The following is a 14,515-nucleotide window of genomic DNA, read 5'->3' as shown; positions in this document are numbered from 1 at the left end:
CGGAACATGTCCGCACCAACATCACCACGGACCCGCCATGAACCCCTATGAATCTCTATGAGCCCTTTGCGGCCCTCATATGACCAAGGACAGCAGCAGTACGAACCCCCCGGCGACGACCGAGATGATCGTCTCCATCACCGACCAGGTCTTGATCGTCTGGCCGACGGTCAGCCCGAAGTACTCCTTGACGAGCCAGAACCCGGCGTCGTTGACATGGCTGAAGAACAGCGAACCGGCGCCGATGGCCAGCACCAGCAGCGCGGTCTCACTGGTCGACATGCCGGCCGCGAGGGGCGCGACCAGACCGGCCGCCGAGACGGTCGCCACGGTCGCCGAACCCGTCGCCAGCCGGATCGCGACCGCGATCAGCCAGGCCAGCAGCAGCGTCGGGATCGCCCAGCTCTCGGATATCTCCAGGATCATCCGACCCACCCCGGAGTCGATCAGGGTCTGCTTGAAGCCGCCGCCCGCGCCGACGATCAGCAGGATGCCCGCGATGGGCGCGAGCCCCTTCTCCACCAGCCCCGACACCCGCTCCTTGGCGAACCCGGCGGGCCGCAGCAGCGTGAAGATGCCCAGCAGTACGGAGGCGAGCAGCGCGATCATCGGGGAGCCGACGACATCGAAGACCCGCTGGGTGGTGTTCTCGGGGTCGTCGATGACGATGTCCACCAGCGCCTTGGACAGCATCAGGATGACCGGCAGCAAAATGGTGATCAGCGTCGCGCCGAAGCCCGGGCGCTTCTCCAGCGTCTCGGAGGGGCGGTCCGGGATCATCCGGTCCGGCGCCGGGACATCCACCCAGCGGGCCGCGTACCGGGAGAACAGCGGACCGGCGATGATCACCGTCGGGATCGCGACCAGCACACCGAGCGCGAGCGTGACCCCCAGGTCGGCGTTCACCGCGTCGATCGCGACCAGCGGGCCGGGGTGCGGGGGCACCAGACCGTGCATCACGGACAGACCGGCGAGCGCCGGGATGCCGATGCGCATGAGGGAGTAGTTGCCGCGCTTGGCGACCATCAGCACCACGGGGATCAGCAGCACCACGCCGACCTCGAAGAACAGCGGCAGCCCGATCACCGAGGCGATCAGCACCATCGTCCAGGGCATCGAACGCCCGCCGGTCCTGGCGAGGATGGTGTCCACGATCTCGTCGGCGCCGCCGGAGTCGGCGAGCATCTTGCCCAGGATCGCGCCGAGCGCGATCAGCACGCCCACGCCCGCGACCGTGGTCCCGAGCCCGCTGGTGAAGCTGGCGATGACCTTGTCCAGCGGCGCCCCGGCGAACGCGCCGAGCGCCAGCGAGCCGATGGTCAGGGACAGAAAGGCGTGCAGCTTGAACTGGGTGATCAGCAGGACGATGACGGCGATGCCCGCCAGCACGGCGATGCCCAACTGGGCGTGCCCGGCCGAGGTGATCGGCTCGACGGTGTCCGCTGCCAGCATCTCGACGCTGAGTCTGGTCACGGGTGATTCCCTTTGCAGTTACGGGGACGGGGGAAATGAGGTGAGGGGACAGCGGGGCGTCGCGGGTCTAGCCGGACGACGACAGCCGCTCCAGGGCCGCCACGGCCCGCCGGGTGATCTCCTCCGGGCCGCCGGACACATCGACGGCGACACCGGTCTCGTCCGGCTGGAGCGGTTCGAGCGTGGCGAACTGCGAGTCCAGCAGCGCGGCCGGCATGAAGTGCCCCCGCCGGTGTGCCATTCGCTCCTCGATCAGCGCGCGCCCGCCCGTGAGATGGACGAAGACGAGCCCCTCGGCGGCGGCCCGCAGCCGGTCCCGGTACACCCGCTTCAGCGCCGAGCTGCTCACCACCCCGCCGAGCCCGCTCCGGCCGTCCGCCCAGGCGCCGATCGCGTCGAGCCAGGGCCTGCGGTCGTCGTCGGTCAGCGGGACACCGGCCGACATCTTGTCGATGCTGGCCTGCGGATGGAAGTCGTCGCCCTCGGCGTACGGAACACCGAGCCGGGCGGCGAGCAGCGGACCGATGGTGGTCTTGCCGGTGCCCGCGACGCCCATGACCACGACGACGTGGGGAGTGCTCATCGCTGCCTCGCTGTCTTCATCGACCTGGGGACCTCACCTTGAGGTCGAGCCACTGAAACCCATTAGGTAAGACAAATTCAAGAGACTGTGATGAATAAGTCTGACTTTTTCGTCCCGTGACCCGCCCCGTACGCTGCGTGCATGAGCACAGCGGGCCGGGGGCTGCACGGCCATGTACTGGACACCCTCGGCCCCGAGATCACAGCCGGCGGATACCCACCGGGCAGCGTGCTGCGCACGGACGAACTGGCCCAGCGCTTCGACGTCTCCCGCTCGGTGATGCGCGAGGCGGTCCGGGTCCTGGAGTCCATGCACCTGGTCGAATCCCGCCGCCGGGTCGGCGTCACGGTCCTGCCCGAGTCCGAGTGGAACGTCTACGATCCGCAGGTCATCCGCTGGCGCCTGGCCGGCACCGAGCGCCCGCGCCAGCTGCGCTCCCTGACCGTGCTGCGCTCGGCCGTCGAACCGGCCGCCGCCGGACTCGCCGCGCGGCACGCCACGCCGGAGCAGTGCGCCGCGCTCACCGAGTGCGCCCTGGGCATGGTCGCCAACTCACGCGGCCGGCGCCTGGAGCAGTACCTCTTCCACGACGTCGCCTTCCACCGGGTGATCCTCACGGCGTCCGGCAACGAGATGTTCGCCCGCCTCGGCGATGTCGTCGCCGAGGTCCTGACCGGCCGCACCCATCACGACGTGATGTTCGAGGACCCCGACCCCGCCGCCGTCACCCTGCACGTCCAGGTCGCCGAGGCCGTCCGCGCCCGCGACGCGGCCCGCGCCGAACACCTGACCAGGGAGATCACGGTCGGCGCCCTCCAGGAACTCGACATCCTGGCGCCCTAGGGCGGGGATCTGTCAGGACCGGCCGTCAGGACGCATCGGGAAACTCCCCGTCCACATACACCCAGACCCCGTCCACCCGCTCGAACCGGCTGCGCTCATGCAGCACCCCGCCCCGGAACGACGCCCGGAACTCCACCACCCCGGTGGCATGGAACGCCGACCCGTCCCGCGCCCGGACGATCTCCAGCCCCGTCCACCGCATCCCCGGATCGAACTCCACCCGCCCCGGCCGCGTCCGAGGATGCCAGGTCCGCAGCAGATACCCCTCGTCCCGCTTCACGAACGCGCTGTACCGCGACCGCATCAGCACCTCGGCACTCGCCGCGACAGCGCCCCCCGAGTGAAACCGCCCACAGCACCCGTCGTACGCCCCCGGCAACCCACAAGGACACCCCACCGGAGCCGCCCCCCGCCGCCCCGCCTTGCCCTTCCGCCCACTCACGCCACCGCCTCCCGGCCCCCACCCTCACTCACACCGCCCCCGCCGGGCCTTCGTCCTCGCTCCCCGCCGGGCGTTCGCCCTCGCTCCCGCCGCCCCAGCCCGCGCGCCACCTCACACCCACACCCGCATCCCTTCCGCCCCCTCAAGCCCACGCCCCCCGGACCCTCGCGTCCGCGCTCGGGGCCCTGGAGCGGGTGCTCGAAAACCCGCCTGTCCTGGCGACGCCCGGCACGCACTCCCGCCGCACGCAGTCGCGTCCGCGCACACCCACGCCCCTCAGCCTCCGCGTCCGAGCACACCCATGCCCCTCGCACCCGCCCCCCGCCCCGAGCCCTCGCGCCCGCCCCGAGCCCTCGCCCCCAGCCGCACGCCCACGCGCCCGCTGGCCACACCCTCCACGGCGGGCCTTCGCACCCGCCCTCGGCCCCCCGGCCACGAGCCACGAGCCCTCGCACCCGCCCCCGGCCCCCAGCCACGAGCCCGCGCACTCGCCCCCACCCCCACCCCCACCCCCACGCCATACCCCCTCCCGCCCTCCCGCCCCTCACGCCGTAGCCCCCCGCCCCGGCGGATACGGCGGCCGAGCCGGCACCCCCGCCCCGTCCGCCGCCCGTGGCGCAGGCGCAGACGCCGGCACCGGCAACGGCGGCAGCGCCACCCCGTACACCCACGCCGCGAACAGGTCGTCCAGCGGTTCCGCCGCGAAGCGGGACGCATGGGCGGTGAACATGGCCGTCGTGGCCGACCCGTTGCGATGCTGGGACGTCCAGCCGCGCAGCATCCGGAAGAACGCCTCGTCGCCCAGCGCGCAGCGCACCGCGTGCACGGCGAGACCGCCCCGCTCGTAGAGCCGGTCGTCGAACATCAGCTTGCGGCCCGGATCGGCCAGCCGCAGATCCTGCCGCATCGAGGCCAGCACCCGATGCGCCACGGCCGCCAGCTGCTGCGCCGACCGGCCGCCCGAGCGCTCCGACCACAGCCACTCCGCGTACTTGGCCAGCCCCTCGTTCAGCCAGATGTGCCGCCAGTCCGCGATGGACACACTGTTGCCGAACCACTGATGGGCCAGCTCGTGCGCCACCAGCCGCTCCGAACCCCGCGCCCCGTCCACATGGTTCGCGCCGAACAGCGACAGCCCCTGCGCCTCCACCGGCACGTCCAGCTCCTCCTCGGTCACCACCACCGCGTACTCGTCGAACGGGTAGGGCCCGAACAGCTCCTGGAACAGCTCCATCATCTGCGGCTGCCGCGCGAAGTCCCGCGAGAACTGCGGCAGCAGCTGCGCCGGGATGTGCCCGTGCTGCGGCACCCCGCCGATCCCCGGATCCCCCAGCAGCACCGTCTGGTACTTCCCGATCGACAGCCCCACCAGATAGCTGGACGTCGGCGCCGCCTGCTCGTACACCCAGGTCGTCGTGGACGCCTTGGTCGTCCGGGTCAGCAGCCGCCCGCCCGCCACCACCGAGTACGCCGACGGCGCGGTGACCGAGATCTGGTACGACGCCTTGTCCGCCGGCCGGTCGTTGCACGGATACCAGGACGGCGCCCCCACCGGCTGGCTGGCCACCAGCGCCCCGTCGGTCAGCTCCTCGAACCCGATCCCGCCCCACGGGCTGTTCACCGGCTTGGGATTGCCCGACCAGTGCACCTCGACCGTGAACGCGGCCCCCGCCCGGATCGCCTTCGCCGGCCGGATCCGCAGCCGCCCGCCGCGATGCGTGTAATGCGGCTGCCGCCCGTCCACCCGCACCCGGCCGATCTTGAAATCCGCCAGATTCAGCTGGAACTCGGCCAGCGCCGCCCGGCCCGCTATCGCGTTGATCCGGGCCGTGCCCGACAACCGGTTGGGACCGGGCCGGTAGTCCACGGCGAGTTCGTAGCGGTGCACCCGGAACCGGGCGTCACCGCTGCCCGGGAAGTACGGATCCGGACCCGCCGCCTGCTGAACTGCCACTGCCCGCCTGCTCCCTGCCCTTGCTCGTACGACGTGCCACGCCCCGCCCGGCGGTCGCCCCCGGCTACCGGCGCCATGCCTCGATCGGGTTGCCCAGCCAGCGGGAGTCGTCGGGGAGGGACTCCGCCGCCATCACCAGCGACGCGGGACCCAGGGTCGTACGGGCACCCACCGTGCTGCCGGGCAGAACGATTCCGCCAGGACCCAGCGTCGCGCCCTCACGGAGGACCACAGTATCCGTCCGCAAGATCCGGTCGTGGAAGAGGTGAGTCTGGAGCACACAGCCCCGATTGACCGTCGACGCGTCCCCCAGCGTCACCAGATCGGCCTCCGGCAGCCAGTACGACTCCAGCCACACCCCCTTCCCGATCCGCGCCCCCAGCCCGCGCAGCCACACCGTCATCACCGGCGTCCCGGGCACCGACCCCGCCAGCCACGGCACCGCCAGCACCTCCACGAACGTGTCCGCCAGCTCATTGCGCCACACGAAGGAACTCCACAGCGGATGCTCCCCGGCCCGGTGCCGCCCCACCAGCAGCCACTTCGCCGCCACCGACCCCGCACAGGCCACCGCACCCGCCCCCAGCAGCACCACCCCGCCCAGCGGCCACGCCCAGCCGCCCAGCGCGCCCAGCGCCGCCACCGTCAGCACCGCCAGCGCCGCCGAGCACAGCACCGGCAGGATCCGGCACACCTCCACCAGCCCCCGCGCCCACAGCAGCCGGGCCGGCGGATCATAGGTCCGGCTCTGATCCCCGCCCGACGCGCTGCGCGGCAGCCTCACCGGCGGCAGCCCCAGATACGAGGTCCCCTTCTTCGCCTTCTTCGGCGTCGCCGACAACACCCCCACCAGTCCGCCGTCCGGCACGCTCCGCCCCGGCGCCGTCATCCCCGAGTTCCCCAGGAACGCCCGCCGCCCGATCTGCGCCCGCCCGATCTTTATCCAGCCCCCGCCCAGCTCGTACGGCGCGGTCAGCGTGTCGTCGGCCAGGAACGCGCCCTCGCCGACCGTCGTCAGACTCGGCAGCGCGAGCACCGTCGACACCTCCGCGCCCTTGCCGATCCGCATCCCCAGCAGCCGCAGCCACACCGGCGTCGCCAGCCCCGCGTACAGCGGGAACAGCGTCTCGCGCGAGCGGTCCATCAGCTGCGTCACCGTCCACGCCTGCCACCCGATCCGGCTGTGCGTCGGATACGTCCCCTCCCGCAGCCCCAGGCTCAGCAGCCGCACCCCCGCCAGGATCAGCAGCGCGTACGCCGCCCCGAACACCAGCGTCGCCGGCACCAGCGCCACCGCCGCCCCCCGCAACGCCTCCGCCAGACCCATCCCCGGCGTCACGAACACCCGCGCCACACCCAGCGCCGCCAGCCCCGCCACCACCGGCAGCAGACTCAGCGCCACCCCCGTCACGCCGTACATGACCCGCCAGTACAGGCCCCGCGGCGGCCGTTCCTTCGGCCAGTTCCGCTTGGCCCTGCCCAGCTTCACCGCCGGCGAGCCCGCCCACCGCTGCCCGGTCGGCACCGGCCCCGCCACCGCCGACCCCGGCGCCACCTCGGCCCGCTTGCCGACCCGGGCACCGGGCGACAGCACACTGCGCGTCCCGACCACCGCGTGCGCCCCGACCCTGACCGTGCCGATCAGCAGCCGGTCACCGTCCAGCCAGTACCCGGACAGATCGACCTCGGACTCCACGGCCGCACCCCGGCCCAGCTTCAGCAGCCCGGTCACCGGCGGCAGCGAGTGCAGATCGGCGTCCTGCCCGACCTTCGCGCCCAGCGCCCGCGCGTACCGCAGCAGCCACGCCCCGGTCAGCCCGGTCGCCCCGCTGAACTCGGCCAGCCGCTCCGCCGCCCACAACCGCAGGTGCACACTCCCGCCGCGCGGATACCGCCCCGGCCGCACCCCGCGCAGCAGCAGCCGCGCCCCGCCCGCCGCGACCGCGATCCGCCCCGGCGGCGTGAACAGCACCAGCGCCCCGGCGAGCACCGCCCACCAGGACGCGGAGGGCAGCCAGACATACCCCGGCAGCACCATCCCGACCGCCGCCAGCACCACCGTCCAGCGCAGCCCCAGCAGCGTGAACAGCGGCACCAGCGCCAGCAGCTGCACCACCTTCGCGCGCGCCGGCACGGGCGCGATCACCCGCCGGGCCCCGTCGTCCTGCGCCGACTCCTCCAGCCGCCGCGCCAGCTTGCGCAGCGTGGGCCGCTGATAGATGTCCAGCACGGCCGCGCTCGGATACCGGGTGCGCAGCCGCGTGGTGAGCTGAGCGGCGGCCAGCGACCCCCCGCCGATCGCGAAGAAGTCATCGGCCCCACTGGTCACCGGCGCCCCGAGCACCTCGGTCCACTGCTCGGCGAGCCAGGCTTCGGTCCCGTACAACTGCTCGCCACCACCCGGCGCCGCCACTCCCTCCAGCGGCCACGGCAGCGCGTCCCGGTCCACCTTCCCGGACGTCCGGGTCGGCAGCTCCGCGACCGGCGCCAGCAGCGGCACCAGCGCGGCGGGCAGCCCGGCCCGCAGCTTCTCCACGGCCGCCGCCTGATCCCACCCCTCCTGCGTGACGACATACCCCACCAGCAGCTGATTCCCGCTCCGCGCGGTCCGTACGGCGGCAGCCGCCCCCGCGACCCCGGGCAGCCCCTGGAGCGCCGCGTCGACCTCCCCCAACTCGATCCGCCGCCCCCCGAGCTTGATCTGCTCATCGGCCCGCCCGAGAAACACCAGCCCCTCGGCATCGGCCCGCACCAGATCCCCGCTCCGATACGCCCGCTCCCACCCCAGCGACGTGAGCGGCGCGTACTTCTCCGCGTCCTTGTCGGCGTCGAGATACCGCGCGAGCCCCACGCCCCCGATCACCAACTGCCCACTCCCGCCCATGGCCACGGGCTCCCCGCCCTCGTCCACGACGGCCAGCTCCCACCCCCCCAGCGGCAGCCCGATCCGGATCGGCTCCTCCCCGCCCAGCAGCGCCGCACAGGCCACCACGGTCGCCTCGGTCGGCCCGTACGTGTTCCAGACCTCCCGCCCCTCGGTCACCAGCCGCTGCACCAGCTCCGGCGGACAAGCCTCCCCACCGAAGATCAGCAGCCGTACGTCGTCCAGCGTCTCCGGCTCCCACAGCGCGGCCAGCGTGGGCACGGTCGACACGACACTGATCTCCTGCTCCACCAGCCAGGGCCCCAGATCGGCCCCGCTGCGCACCTGGGAGCGCGGCACCGGCACCAGACAGGCCCCGTACCGCCACGCCAGCCACATCTCCTCGCAGGACGCGTCGAACGCCACCGACAGCCCCGCCATCACCCGGTCACCGGGCCCGATCGGATCCTCGGTCAGGAACAGCGCGGCCTCGGCGTCCACGAACGCGGCGGCACTGCGATGGCTCACGGCGACGCCCTTGGGCTTCCCGGTCGACCCGGAGGTGAAGATGACCCAGGCGTCGTGCCCGCCCCCCGGCCGCGCGGCGGGCACCTCGGCCCGCCCGCTGACGGTCACCTCCAGCCCCGCCCCGACGACGCCCCGTACCTCCGCCTCCCCGAACACCAGCTCGGCCCGCTCGTCGGGGTCCTCGGCGTCCACCGGCACATACGCGGCCCCGGCGGCCAGTACGGCCAGGATCGCCACGTACAGATCATTGGTCCCGGACGGCACCCGCACCCCGACCCGGTCCCCGAGCCCGACCCCGGCCGCCGCGAGCCGCGCCCGCAGCCGCTCGACCTCGCCGGCCAGCGCCCGGTAGCTCAGCCGGGTGGTCCCGTCGTCCAGCGCGGGCTCGTCGGGGTGGGCGCGCACGGACGCGTCGAAGATGTCGACCAGGGTGCGGGGAGGGGCCGGCTGTCCCCCGGAGAAACGTGCCGTATCGCCGAACCGCTCAAGAATCTCTTCGTCGAGCGAGCCGAGAGCGCTGCTCTCGTGTATGGCTGCCATCGGTCCTCGCGTCTCGATCCCGGAAACCTCCGGGGCGCTGGCCGGCCCACAGGTCCGCCTGGGGTTGTCCGGCGCCAGCTCCGTAACAAGCCGGAAATTTTAGTACGAACCTAGATCCACGGCCTGTCGACAGCCACTCGGGTGGGCCGAACGGGTCCGTCGTGAGCCCCGGGGAACCCCCTGTGACCTCGGGATCTTCGCAGCCGGGAGACATCCCCCACATCTCTGGCGCGGACGCGTCAAGCAGGTCGGGACGGCCTCGGAGAATGGTCACGTGGCCGCCGCTCGCTCGCCCTGACCGGCCAGGGGTTCTCAAGATTGTCTACCTGACAACGCGGATATCGGCGAAGTGTCATAGACCTCGCACGCGGTCTGGCCCTACCGTCCTCACGGTGGCAGGGAATGGCCCTGTGCCCGAGGAGCGGAACCATGGCACGTGAGGAACTGACCCGCCTTACCGGCAACGCCAAAGGACCCAATTGTGACGATGACGACTGCCCGAACGTCTACCGGACCAGGAGCGGTTCGATCATCGTCCACGGCGACGTGTCCGACGCGTTCACTCCGCCCTTGGGTGAGGACCTCGTGGAGATCCCCGAGCACATTCTGAGGGAGGCCGTCTGTGCTCTTGGACGGTGACGACTGGCGCCGGTTCTTCGACGCCTTCGAGTGCGAACCGTGGCGGTTCGAGGCGCAGCCCACGTACACCATGCCCAAGGAGGAGGAGAACGTGGCCCGCTTCCTGCGCGGTGAGGACAAGCCCACAGGCCACAATGCCCGCTGGCACGAACGAGTACGCGGGCACATCGAATCCGGCAGGCGCATCGGGCGTGTCCGCATCGTACGTCAGCCGCTCACCGACTATCAGCGGTATCAATGTGCCTGGGGCATCCCCGGAAACATTGCTGCCGGGGAAGACATTTGCATCCTGGATGTGACGCGAAACGACTTCGGGCTGCCGCTCTCAGGCCGGGACTGGTGGATGTTCGACGATTCCCGCATCGCTCACCTGAGCTTCCGTCCGGACGGAACTCAGATCAATCGTGAAGCGTACGAAGGTGATCCGGGCCCCCATCGTGACTGGAAGCGGGTCGCTCTGGAGCACGCAGTACCTTTCGAGGAGTGCGTGAAGGTCCTTTGACGCTTGACCCTGACCATCTGGGCCAGTCGAAGGTTGACCTGGCAGAAACACTTCGCGGTATGCGAAAGCGAGCCGGGCGTCTGGCTCGCTCGGCGCTACAATATTTCTCAGACCAATCTGGGTAATATCGAGACCGGACGAGTCACCCCCGGTCTTGTCGATGTCGAGTTGATTCTTAGAGCCCTTGACGCCCCTCCGGAAATCTTGGCCGAAGTTACCGCCCTGGCGCGGCTGGCCAATACGGAGTGGCAGGGCAAGAGGGCTTCTTGGCGAAGAGGGCTGGAGACGCGACAGGACGAGCTGGCCGCCCTCGAAAGGGAAGCCTCGACACTTCGCTACTTCCTGGCTGCGATGGTGACGGGACTCCTGGCCACACCTGAATGCATCAGAGACAGCCTCAGCAATTCATCGGTGGACACAACCAAAATGGTCGCGAGGAAGATGGAACGGCAAGCGGTTCTTTACGACAGCACGAAGCAATTCACGTTCCTCCTGACGGAACAGGCCGTCAGATGGGCCGTGGTCCCGCCTGCGGCGATGGCCGTCCAAATGGATCGGCTCGCCTCGATATCCCATCTGCCCAACATGCATATCGGGCTCATCCCTACGGGAACAGCCGTGGGTCGTGGGCCGATGAACACCTTCGCCGTCTACGACCAACGGCTAACTTGATCTTTAACCTGTGCGGCGTGGTCGTGGGTTGGTCGACTTCTTCGTTCGTTGTTTCGCCGCCGGTGTTTTGCGGGGTGTGTGGACGTCGTGGCGTGGGGTGGGTCGGGTGTTCTTTCGGCCTGGGGGTCGCCCTGGGCCAGGGCGGGTGGGTTTCGGTGCTTGGGCTGGACAGTTGGTCTTTGGGCGGATGTGCCGGAAGTCGCGGCGGACTCGGGCGGGGTGAGCCTGTCGGGCGGAGTTGGTCTTTCCCAGGGGTGACGCCGGTCCGCCGCCAGCGGCCGGGCGAGCCGCAGTTGGGTGTAGGCGGCGAGGATCAGCCAGGTCCACCGGTCTGCCGCCTCGGGGGTGCGGATCTTCGGGGAGGTCCAGCCGAGGGTCTGTTTGAAGAGGCGGAAGGTGTGCTCGATGTCGAAGCGCCGCAGGTATGCCTGCCACAGACGGTCCGCGTCTGCCGGAGTGGCGTCGGTGCCGGACCACCACAGCCAGACCGGCTTGGAGGTTGCTCCGCTGGGCAGGTGGTCGATGTCCAGGCGGATCACGGTCCCCTCGACGATGGGGAGGGTGGCGTCGGCCGCGGCCCAGGAGGAGCGGTGGGTCAGTTTGGGGTGCAGGCGGTCCCACGAGCGGGCCCTGGCGGTGCCGTAGAGGCATGTGTCGGTGGCTGTTTCGGTGTCCGGGGTGCCCCAGGTGTCGGACTGTCCGAAGACGAACTCGCCACCGTGCCGGGGCGGCCGGCCCTGGGTGTGCGGCAGCCGGGGTGGGACAGCCCTGCGCAGGACGCGGTCGGATCGCATCCGGGCCAGTACCTGGACCGGCAGGTCTTTGAGGAGGAAGCCGAGGCGGGGCGCGTCGTATCCGGCGTCCGCGACGATGAGGATGTCGGGGTCACCCGTCTGCCACTGCCCCGCTGCGATCAGTCGCTGAAGCAGATCGCGCAGTTGGCGAGAGGTGACGGTGGCGGTGTCGTCGCCGGGCTCCAGGCGGAGTGCGTCCAGGGGTGCGGTCCATGAGCTGCGGCCCGGCTCCAGTGCGCAGATGATCGAGTAGGGCCAGCCGGGGACAGGGATGTGCTGGTCCTTGCCCCGGCCGTAGGTGTGGCACAGGATCCGCTGCGGTGAGGTGTGCGCGTCGGGCCGCAGCCAGCAGGTGACGTCGATGGCCAGGACCAGCCGGCCGTCGGCAGCCCGTGGCAGTGGTACATCGGCCAGTGCCCGCCGCAGCCGGCCTGCATCGATGCGGCCACGGGCCACCGCGGCGTAGAGCCCGCCATGGCCGCGGCGGTGTTCACCCACCAGCGACAACTCGGCCAGAGACCTCACTGGTCCGTCGCTGCACAGAACTGCATCGGCCAGCTCGAACAAGGCGTCCGAACGGGTGGTCAGGCAGGAGTAGAACTCGCCCCGGAAGCATGACAGTTGTGCCAATGCGTCAGACCGGGCGTCGTGATGCAGCAGACTCATCCTCACGGCCTTCGTTCTGAATGTGTGTGTTCCTTGGTCGGAGCACATGTTCAGACGAAGGCCGCTTCCACGTACGGCAGTTACCGCACCGAGTGATCAAGTTCGACCTGCCATTCGACGCCGAACGTTAAAGATCGAGGCTAAGCTGGCCGCTAGCAGGCGGAAGTGTGGACGCTGAGCAGGCCCGGCAAGTTGATTCCGTGCTCAGGCAGTTGGGAATCCCCGGTGTGATCGCACAGGATGACCCGGAGAACACAGCGGGGTCATGGCGTGTGTACGACATGGCCGATCCGGCCACGCGCCGGGACGTCACTCCTGATGCGCTGCCATCTTTGGCCGCCAAGTTTCCGGAGGCGAAGCCGGGTTCGGGGCGATGCGAGGATTCATGATCCCGCCCACGGACGAATGACTGTGAGGATTGATCACGGCACCGCTCTGCGGCCCGACCTACGGTCGGTAGGGCATCTGTGACCTCAGGAGCCCGGCCGAAGGTGCCACCACAACTGGGGTATCAGCTGGTGTCCGACGGGGGACTTGGAGTCTCCGCTCGGGCACCAGCTCCCTACGTCAGCTGACCTGTGATGATGTACCGATCGAGCACCCTCCAGAGGTGTGGCGGTTGATCATGCTCATCTGCCGTTTCCGCCCGTTTTCGGCCGCTGCCGGTCATGCGTTGGTCAGGTGACCAACCGGCTCTGAGCACGGAGAAGCCCGATGCGCTCCGGAGGGACACATAAACGGGGGCTTCTCTGCCCGGTAGCCGGTCGGATGTATCCGCCTACTACGGGGGACCTGGGCGGCTCATACGGCGTTCAGCCGGTCCGGCGGGGCGGTCCACTCACGTCCGCCGCCCTCGGGCCGCACGAACGCTGTAGGGGCCTCTCTGCGCTCCTCGGGGAGCTTGCTAGGGTCGCCCCATCGGGAGTCAATCTCCATGAGTACGCCGGTGCGCCGGCCATCAGTGACGCGCTGGCCGATCATGCGTTTGGTGACCATTACCCCCACCCTCGAAGGGGCCGTTGGCAGGTACGGAGATCAAGCAGCATCGGTACCCTCCCCCATGCGCGCGAGCCACTTTGCGAGGCTGTCGCTTGGCCCGCCCTGCTGCCACTCTTGAATCAGTTGGTCCGCGTGCGCCTGTAATGCCATGTCGAATGGGTCGATTTGCTGCCACTCGCACGGGCCCTGGTGGTCACGGAAGAGCGTGCACATGTCGCTGGTAGGGGTGTTACTACTCAGGCACACAGCGAGATCCTCGGCCCACTGGCCGGGCATCTCCTGATGCCAGCGCAGGAACACGTCCGAGCACGGTTCGCGCTGTGCGCCGTCCCGGAGAAAGGCTGCATGGAACACGTGCGGCACGTCGCCCATCTGGCACTGCAACGCGTCGGCGTCCGCCCAATCAGGGGCTGAGAACGCGCATTCAAGCTGGGCTGTGCTGGCGAGAACGTCAGGGTCGACAACGACCACAGCTTTGCATCGGGCGGTCATGTCGCCTCCCTGTTCCGGTTGCAGTCAGGGCAGTTGGGCACCGGGCACGGCGGGAGTGCGACAGGGGGGAACGAGATCATGCCGGATGCCGGGTCGAGCCGTCCGCCGTACTCCTCCCACCAAGGTGCCTGGACGGCCGTCTGAGGCTCTGCCGGGGTGTCACTGAGGCTGACCTCCGGGTCCGGCAGCACGCTCGGACGGGTACTCGCACGCTTCGCGGGGGCCGTCATGACTCGCGCTCCATGAGGCTCTGGTGAAGCGCCACTTGCTCGGCTGCCTCGGCGCACAACTTGGTCCAGGTCGGCGCATCCACGGTGTGGGCGAGATTCCACGCTGGGTCGCTTGAACGGCTGGCCCCGTACTTCTCGCGCAGTGCGAACACGCTCGCGCTGTATGGGGGCGTCGCGTACCAACGCGAGGGATTTTGGCTACCCGGCGCTGACTGGAAGTACGTCCAGCCATCGGGGAGTTTGGCACTCATCTGGCTTCCTTGTCGGTGGGGAATGCGCGGGCCCCGACCCATGG

At 70.2% G+C, this 14,515-nt stretch carries 12 protein-coding genes; 4 read left to right on the top strand and 8 right to left on the bottom strand.

What is annotated here, in order from left to right:
- Window positions 1-75: 75 nt before the first annotated feature.
- Window positions 76-1,473, bottom strand: a complete 1,398-nt coding sequence (locus ACFRFC_RS22350; protein WP_382691760.1) for a gluconate:H+ symporter — start codon at window positions 1,471-1,473, stop codon at window positions 76-78.
- Between the two features lie 67 nt (window positions 1,474-1,540).
- Window positions 1,541-2,056, bottom strand: coding sequence for a gluconokinase (locus ACFRFC_RS22345; protein WP_382691759.1), 516 nt, complete (start codon window positions 2,054-2,056; stop codon window positions 1,541-1,543).
- A 141-nt stretch (window positions 2,057-2,197) separates the two neighbouring features.
- Here ACFRFC_RS22345 and ACFRFC_RS22340 point away from each other — a divergent pair, with 141 nt between their 5' ends.
- Window positions 2,198-2,899, top strand: coding sequence for a FadR/GntR family transcriptional regulator (locus tag ACFRFC_RS22340; RefSeq protein WP_382691758.1), 702 nt, complete (start codon window positions 2,198-2,200; stop codon window positions 2,897-2,899).
- A 25-nt stretch (window positions 2,900-2,924) separates the two neighbouring features.
- On the opposite strand, the gene ACFRFC_RS22335 is transcribed toward ACFRFC_RS22340, so the two are convergent.
- The 3 genes from ACFRFC_RS22335 to ACFRFC_RS22325 all read right to left on the bottom strand — a co-directional run bounded on the left by ACFRFC_RS22335 (window position 2,925) and on the right by ACFRFC_RS22325 (window position 9,226).
- Entirely contained in the window at window positions 2,925-3,341 is a 417-nt protein-coding gene (locus ACFRFC_RS22335; protein WP_382691757.1) for a YchJ family protein, read from the bottom strand.
- Between the two features lie 544 nt (window positions 3,342-3,885).
- The gene (locus tag ACFRFC_RS22330; protein ID WP_382691756.1) at window positions 3,886-5,295 is read right to left on the bottom strand and encodes a M1 family metallopeptidase; all 1,410 of its coding nucleotides are present in this window, start codon (window positions 5,293-5,295) and stop codon (window positions 3,886-3,888) included.
- A gap of 64 nt (window positions 5,296-5,359) precedes the next feature.
- Window positions 5,360-9,226: a Pls/PosA family non-ribosomal peptide synthetase gene (locus ACFRFC_RS22325; RefSeq protein WP_382691755.1), complete on the bottom strand. Its 3,867-nt coding sequence runs from the start codon at window positions 9,224-9,226 to the stop codon at window positions 5,360-5,362.
- Window positions 9,227-9,655: 429 nt separating this feature from the next.
- On the opposite strand from ACFRFC_RS22325, the gene ACFRFC_RS22320 reads away from it, so the two are divergent.
- From ACFRFC_RS22320 to ACFRFC_RS22310, 3 genes are read left to right on the top strand one after another with little or no spacing between them, the layout of a single operon-like run.
- Window positions 9,656-9,865 (top strand): hypothetical protein, encoded by a 210-nt coding sequence (locus ACFRFC_RS22320; protein ID WP_382691754.1) that lies wholly within the window; start codon window positions 9,656-9,658, stop codon window positions 9,863-9,865.
- Window positions 9,849-10,367: a DUF6879 family protein gene (locus ACFRFC_RS22315; protein WP_382691753.1), complete on the top strand. Its 519-nt coding sequence runs from the start codon at window positions 9,849-9,851 to the stop codon at window positions 10,365-10,367. The genes ACFRFC_RS22320 and ACFRFC_RS22315 overlap by 17 nt, the downstream gene beginning before the upstream one ends.
- 3 nt (window positions 10,368-10,370) lie before the next feature.
- Window positions 10,371-11,039 (top strand): Scr1 family TA system antitoxin-like transcriptional regulator, encoded by a 669-nt coding sequence (locus tag ACFRFC_RS22310; RefSeq protein ID WP_382691752.1) that lies wholly within the window; start codon window positions 10,371-10,373, stop codon window positions 11,037-11,039.
- On the opposite strand, the gene ACFRFC_RS22305 is transcribed toward ACFRFC_RS22310, so the two are convergent.
- From ACFRFC_RS22305 to ACFRFC_RS22295, 3 genes are all read right to left on the bottom strand, one after another.
- Window positions 11,018-12,499, bottom strand: coding sequence for an NF041680 family putative transposase (locus ACFRFC_RS22305; protein WP_382691751.1), 1,482 nt, complete (start codon window positions 12,497-12,499; stop codon window positions 11,018-11,020). The genes ACFRFC_RS22310 and ACFRFC_RS22305 overlap by 22 nt on opposite strands.
- A gap of 1,035 nt (window positions 12,500-13,534) precedes the next feature.
- On the bottom strand, window positions 13,535-13,990 hold the full coding sequence (locus ACFRFC_RS22300; protein ID WP_382691750.1) for a hypothetical protein: 456 nt from the start codon (window positions 13,988-13,990) through the stop codon (window positions 13,535-13,537).
- A gap of 226 nt (window positions 13,991-14,216) precedes the next feature.
- A complete protein-coding gene (locus ACFRFC_RS22295; protein ID WP_382691749.1) occupies window positions 14,217-14,471 on the bottom strand; it encodes a hypothetical protein in 255 nt (84 codons plus the stop codon).
- Between the last annotated feature and the right edge of the window lie 44 nt (window positions 14,472-14,515).

This window comes from Streptomyces sp. NPDC056734 (assembly GCF_042790455.1).
Lineage (GTDB): Bacteria > Actinomycetota > Actinomycetes > Streptomycetales > Streptomycetaceae > Streptomyces.
This window is presented reverse-complemented; position numbering and strand designations above follow the sequence as displayed.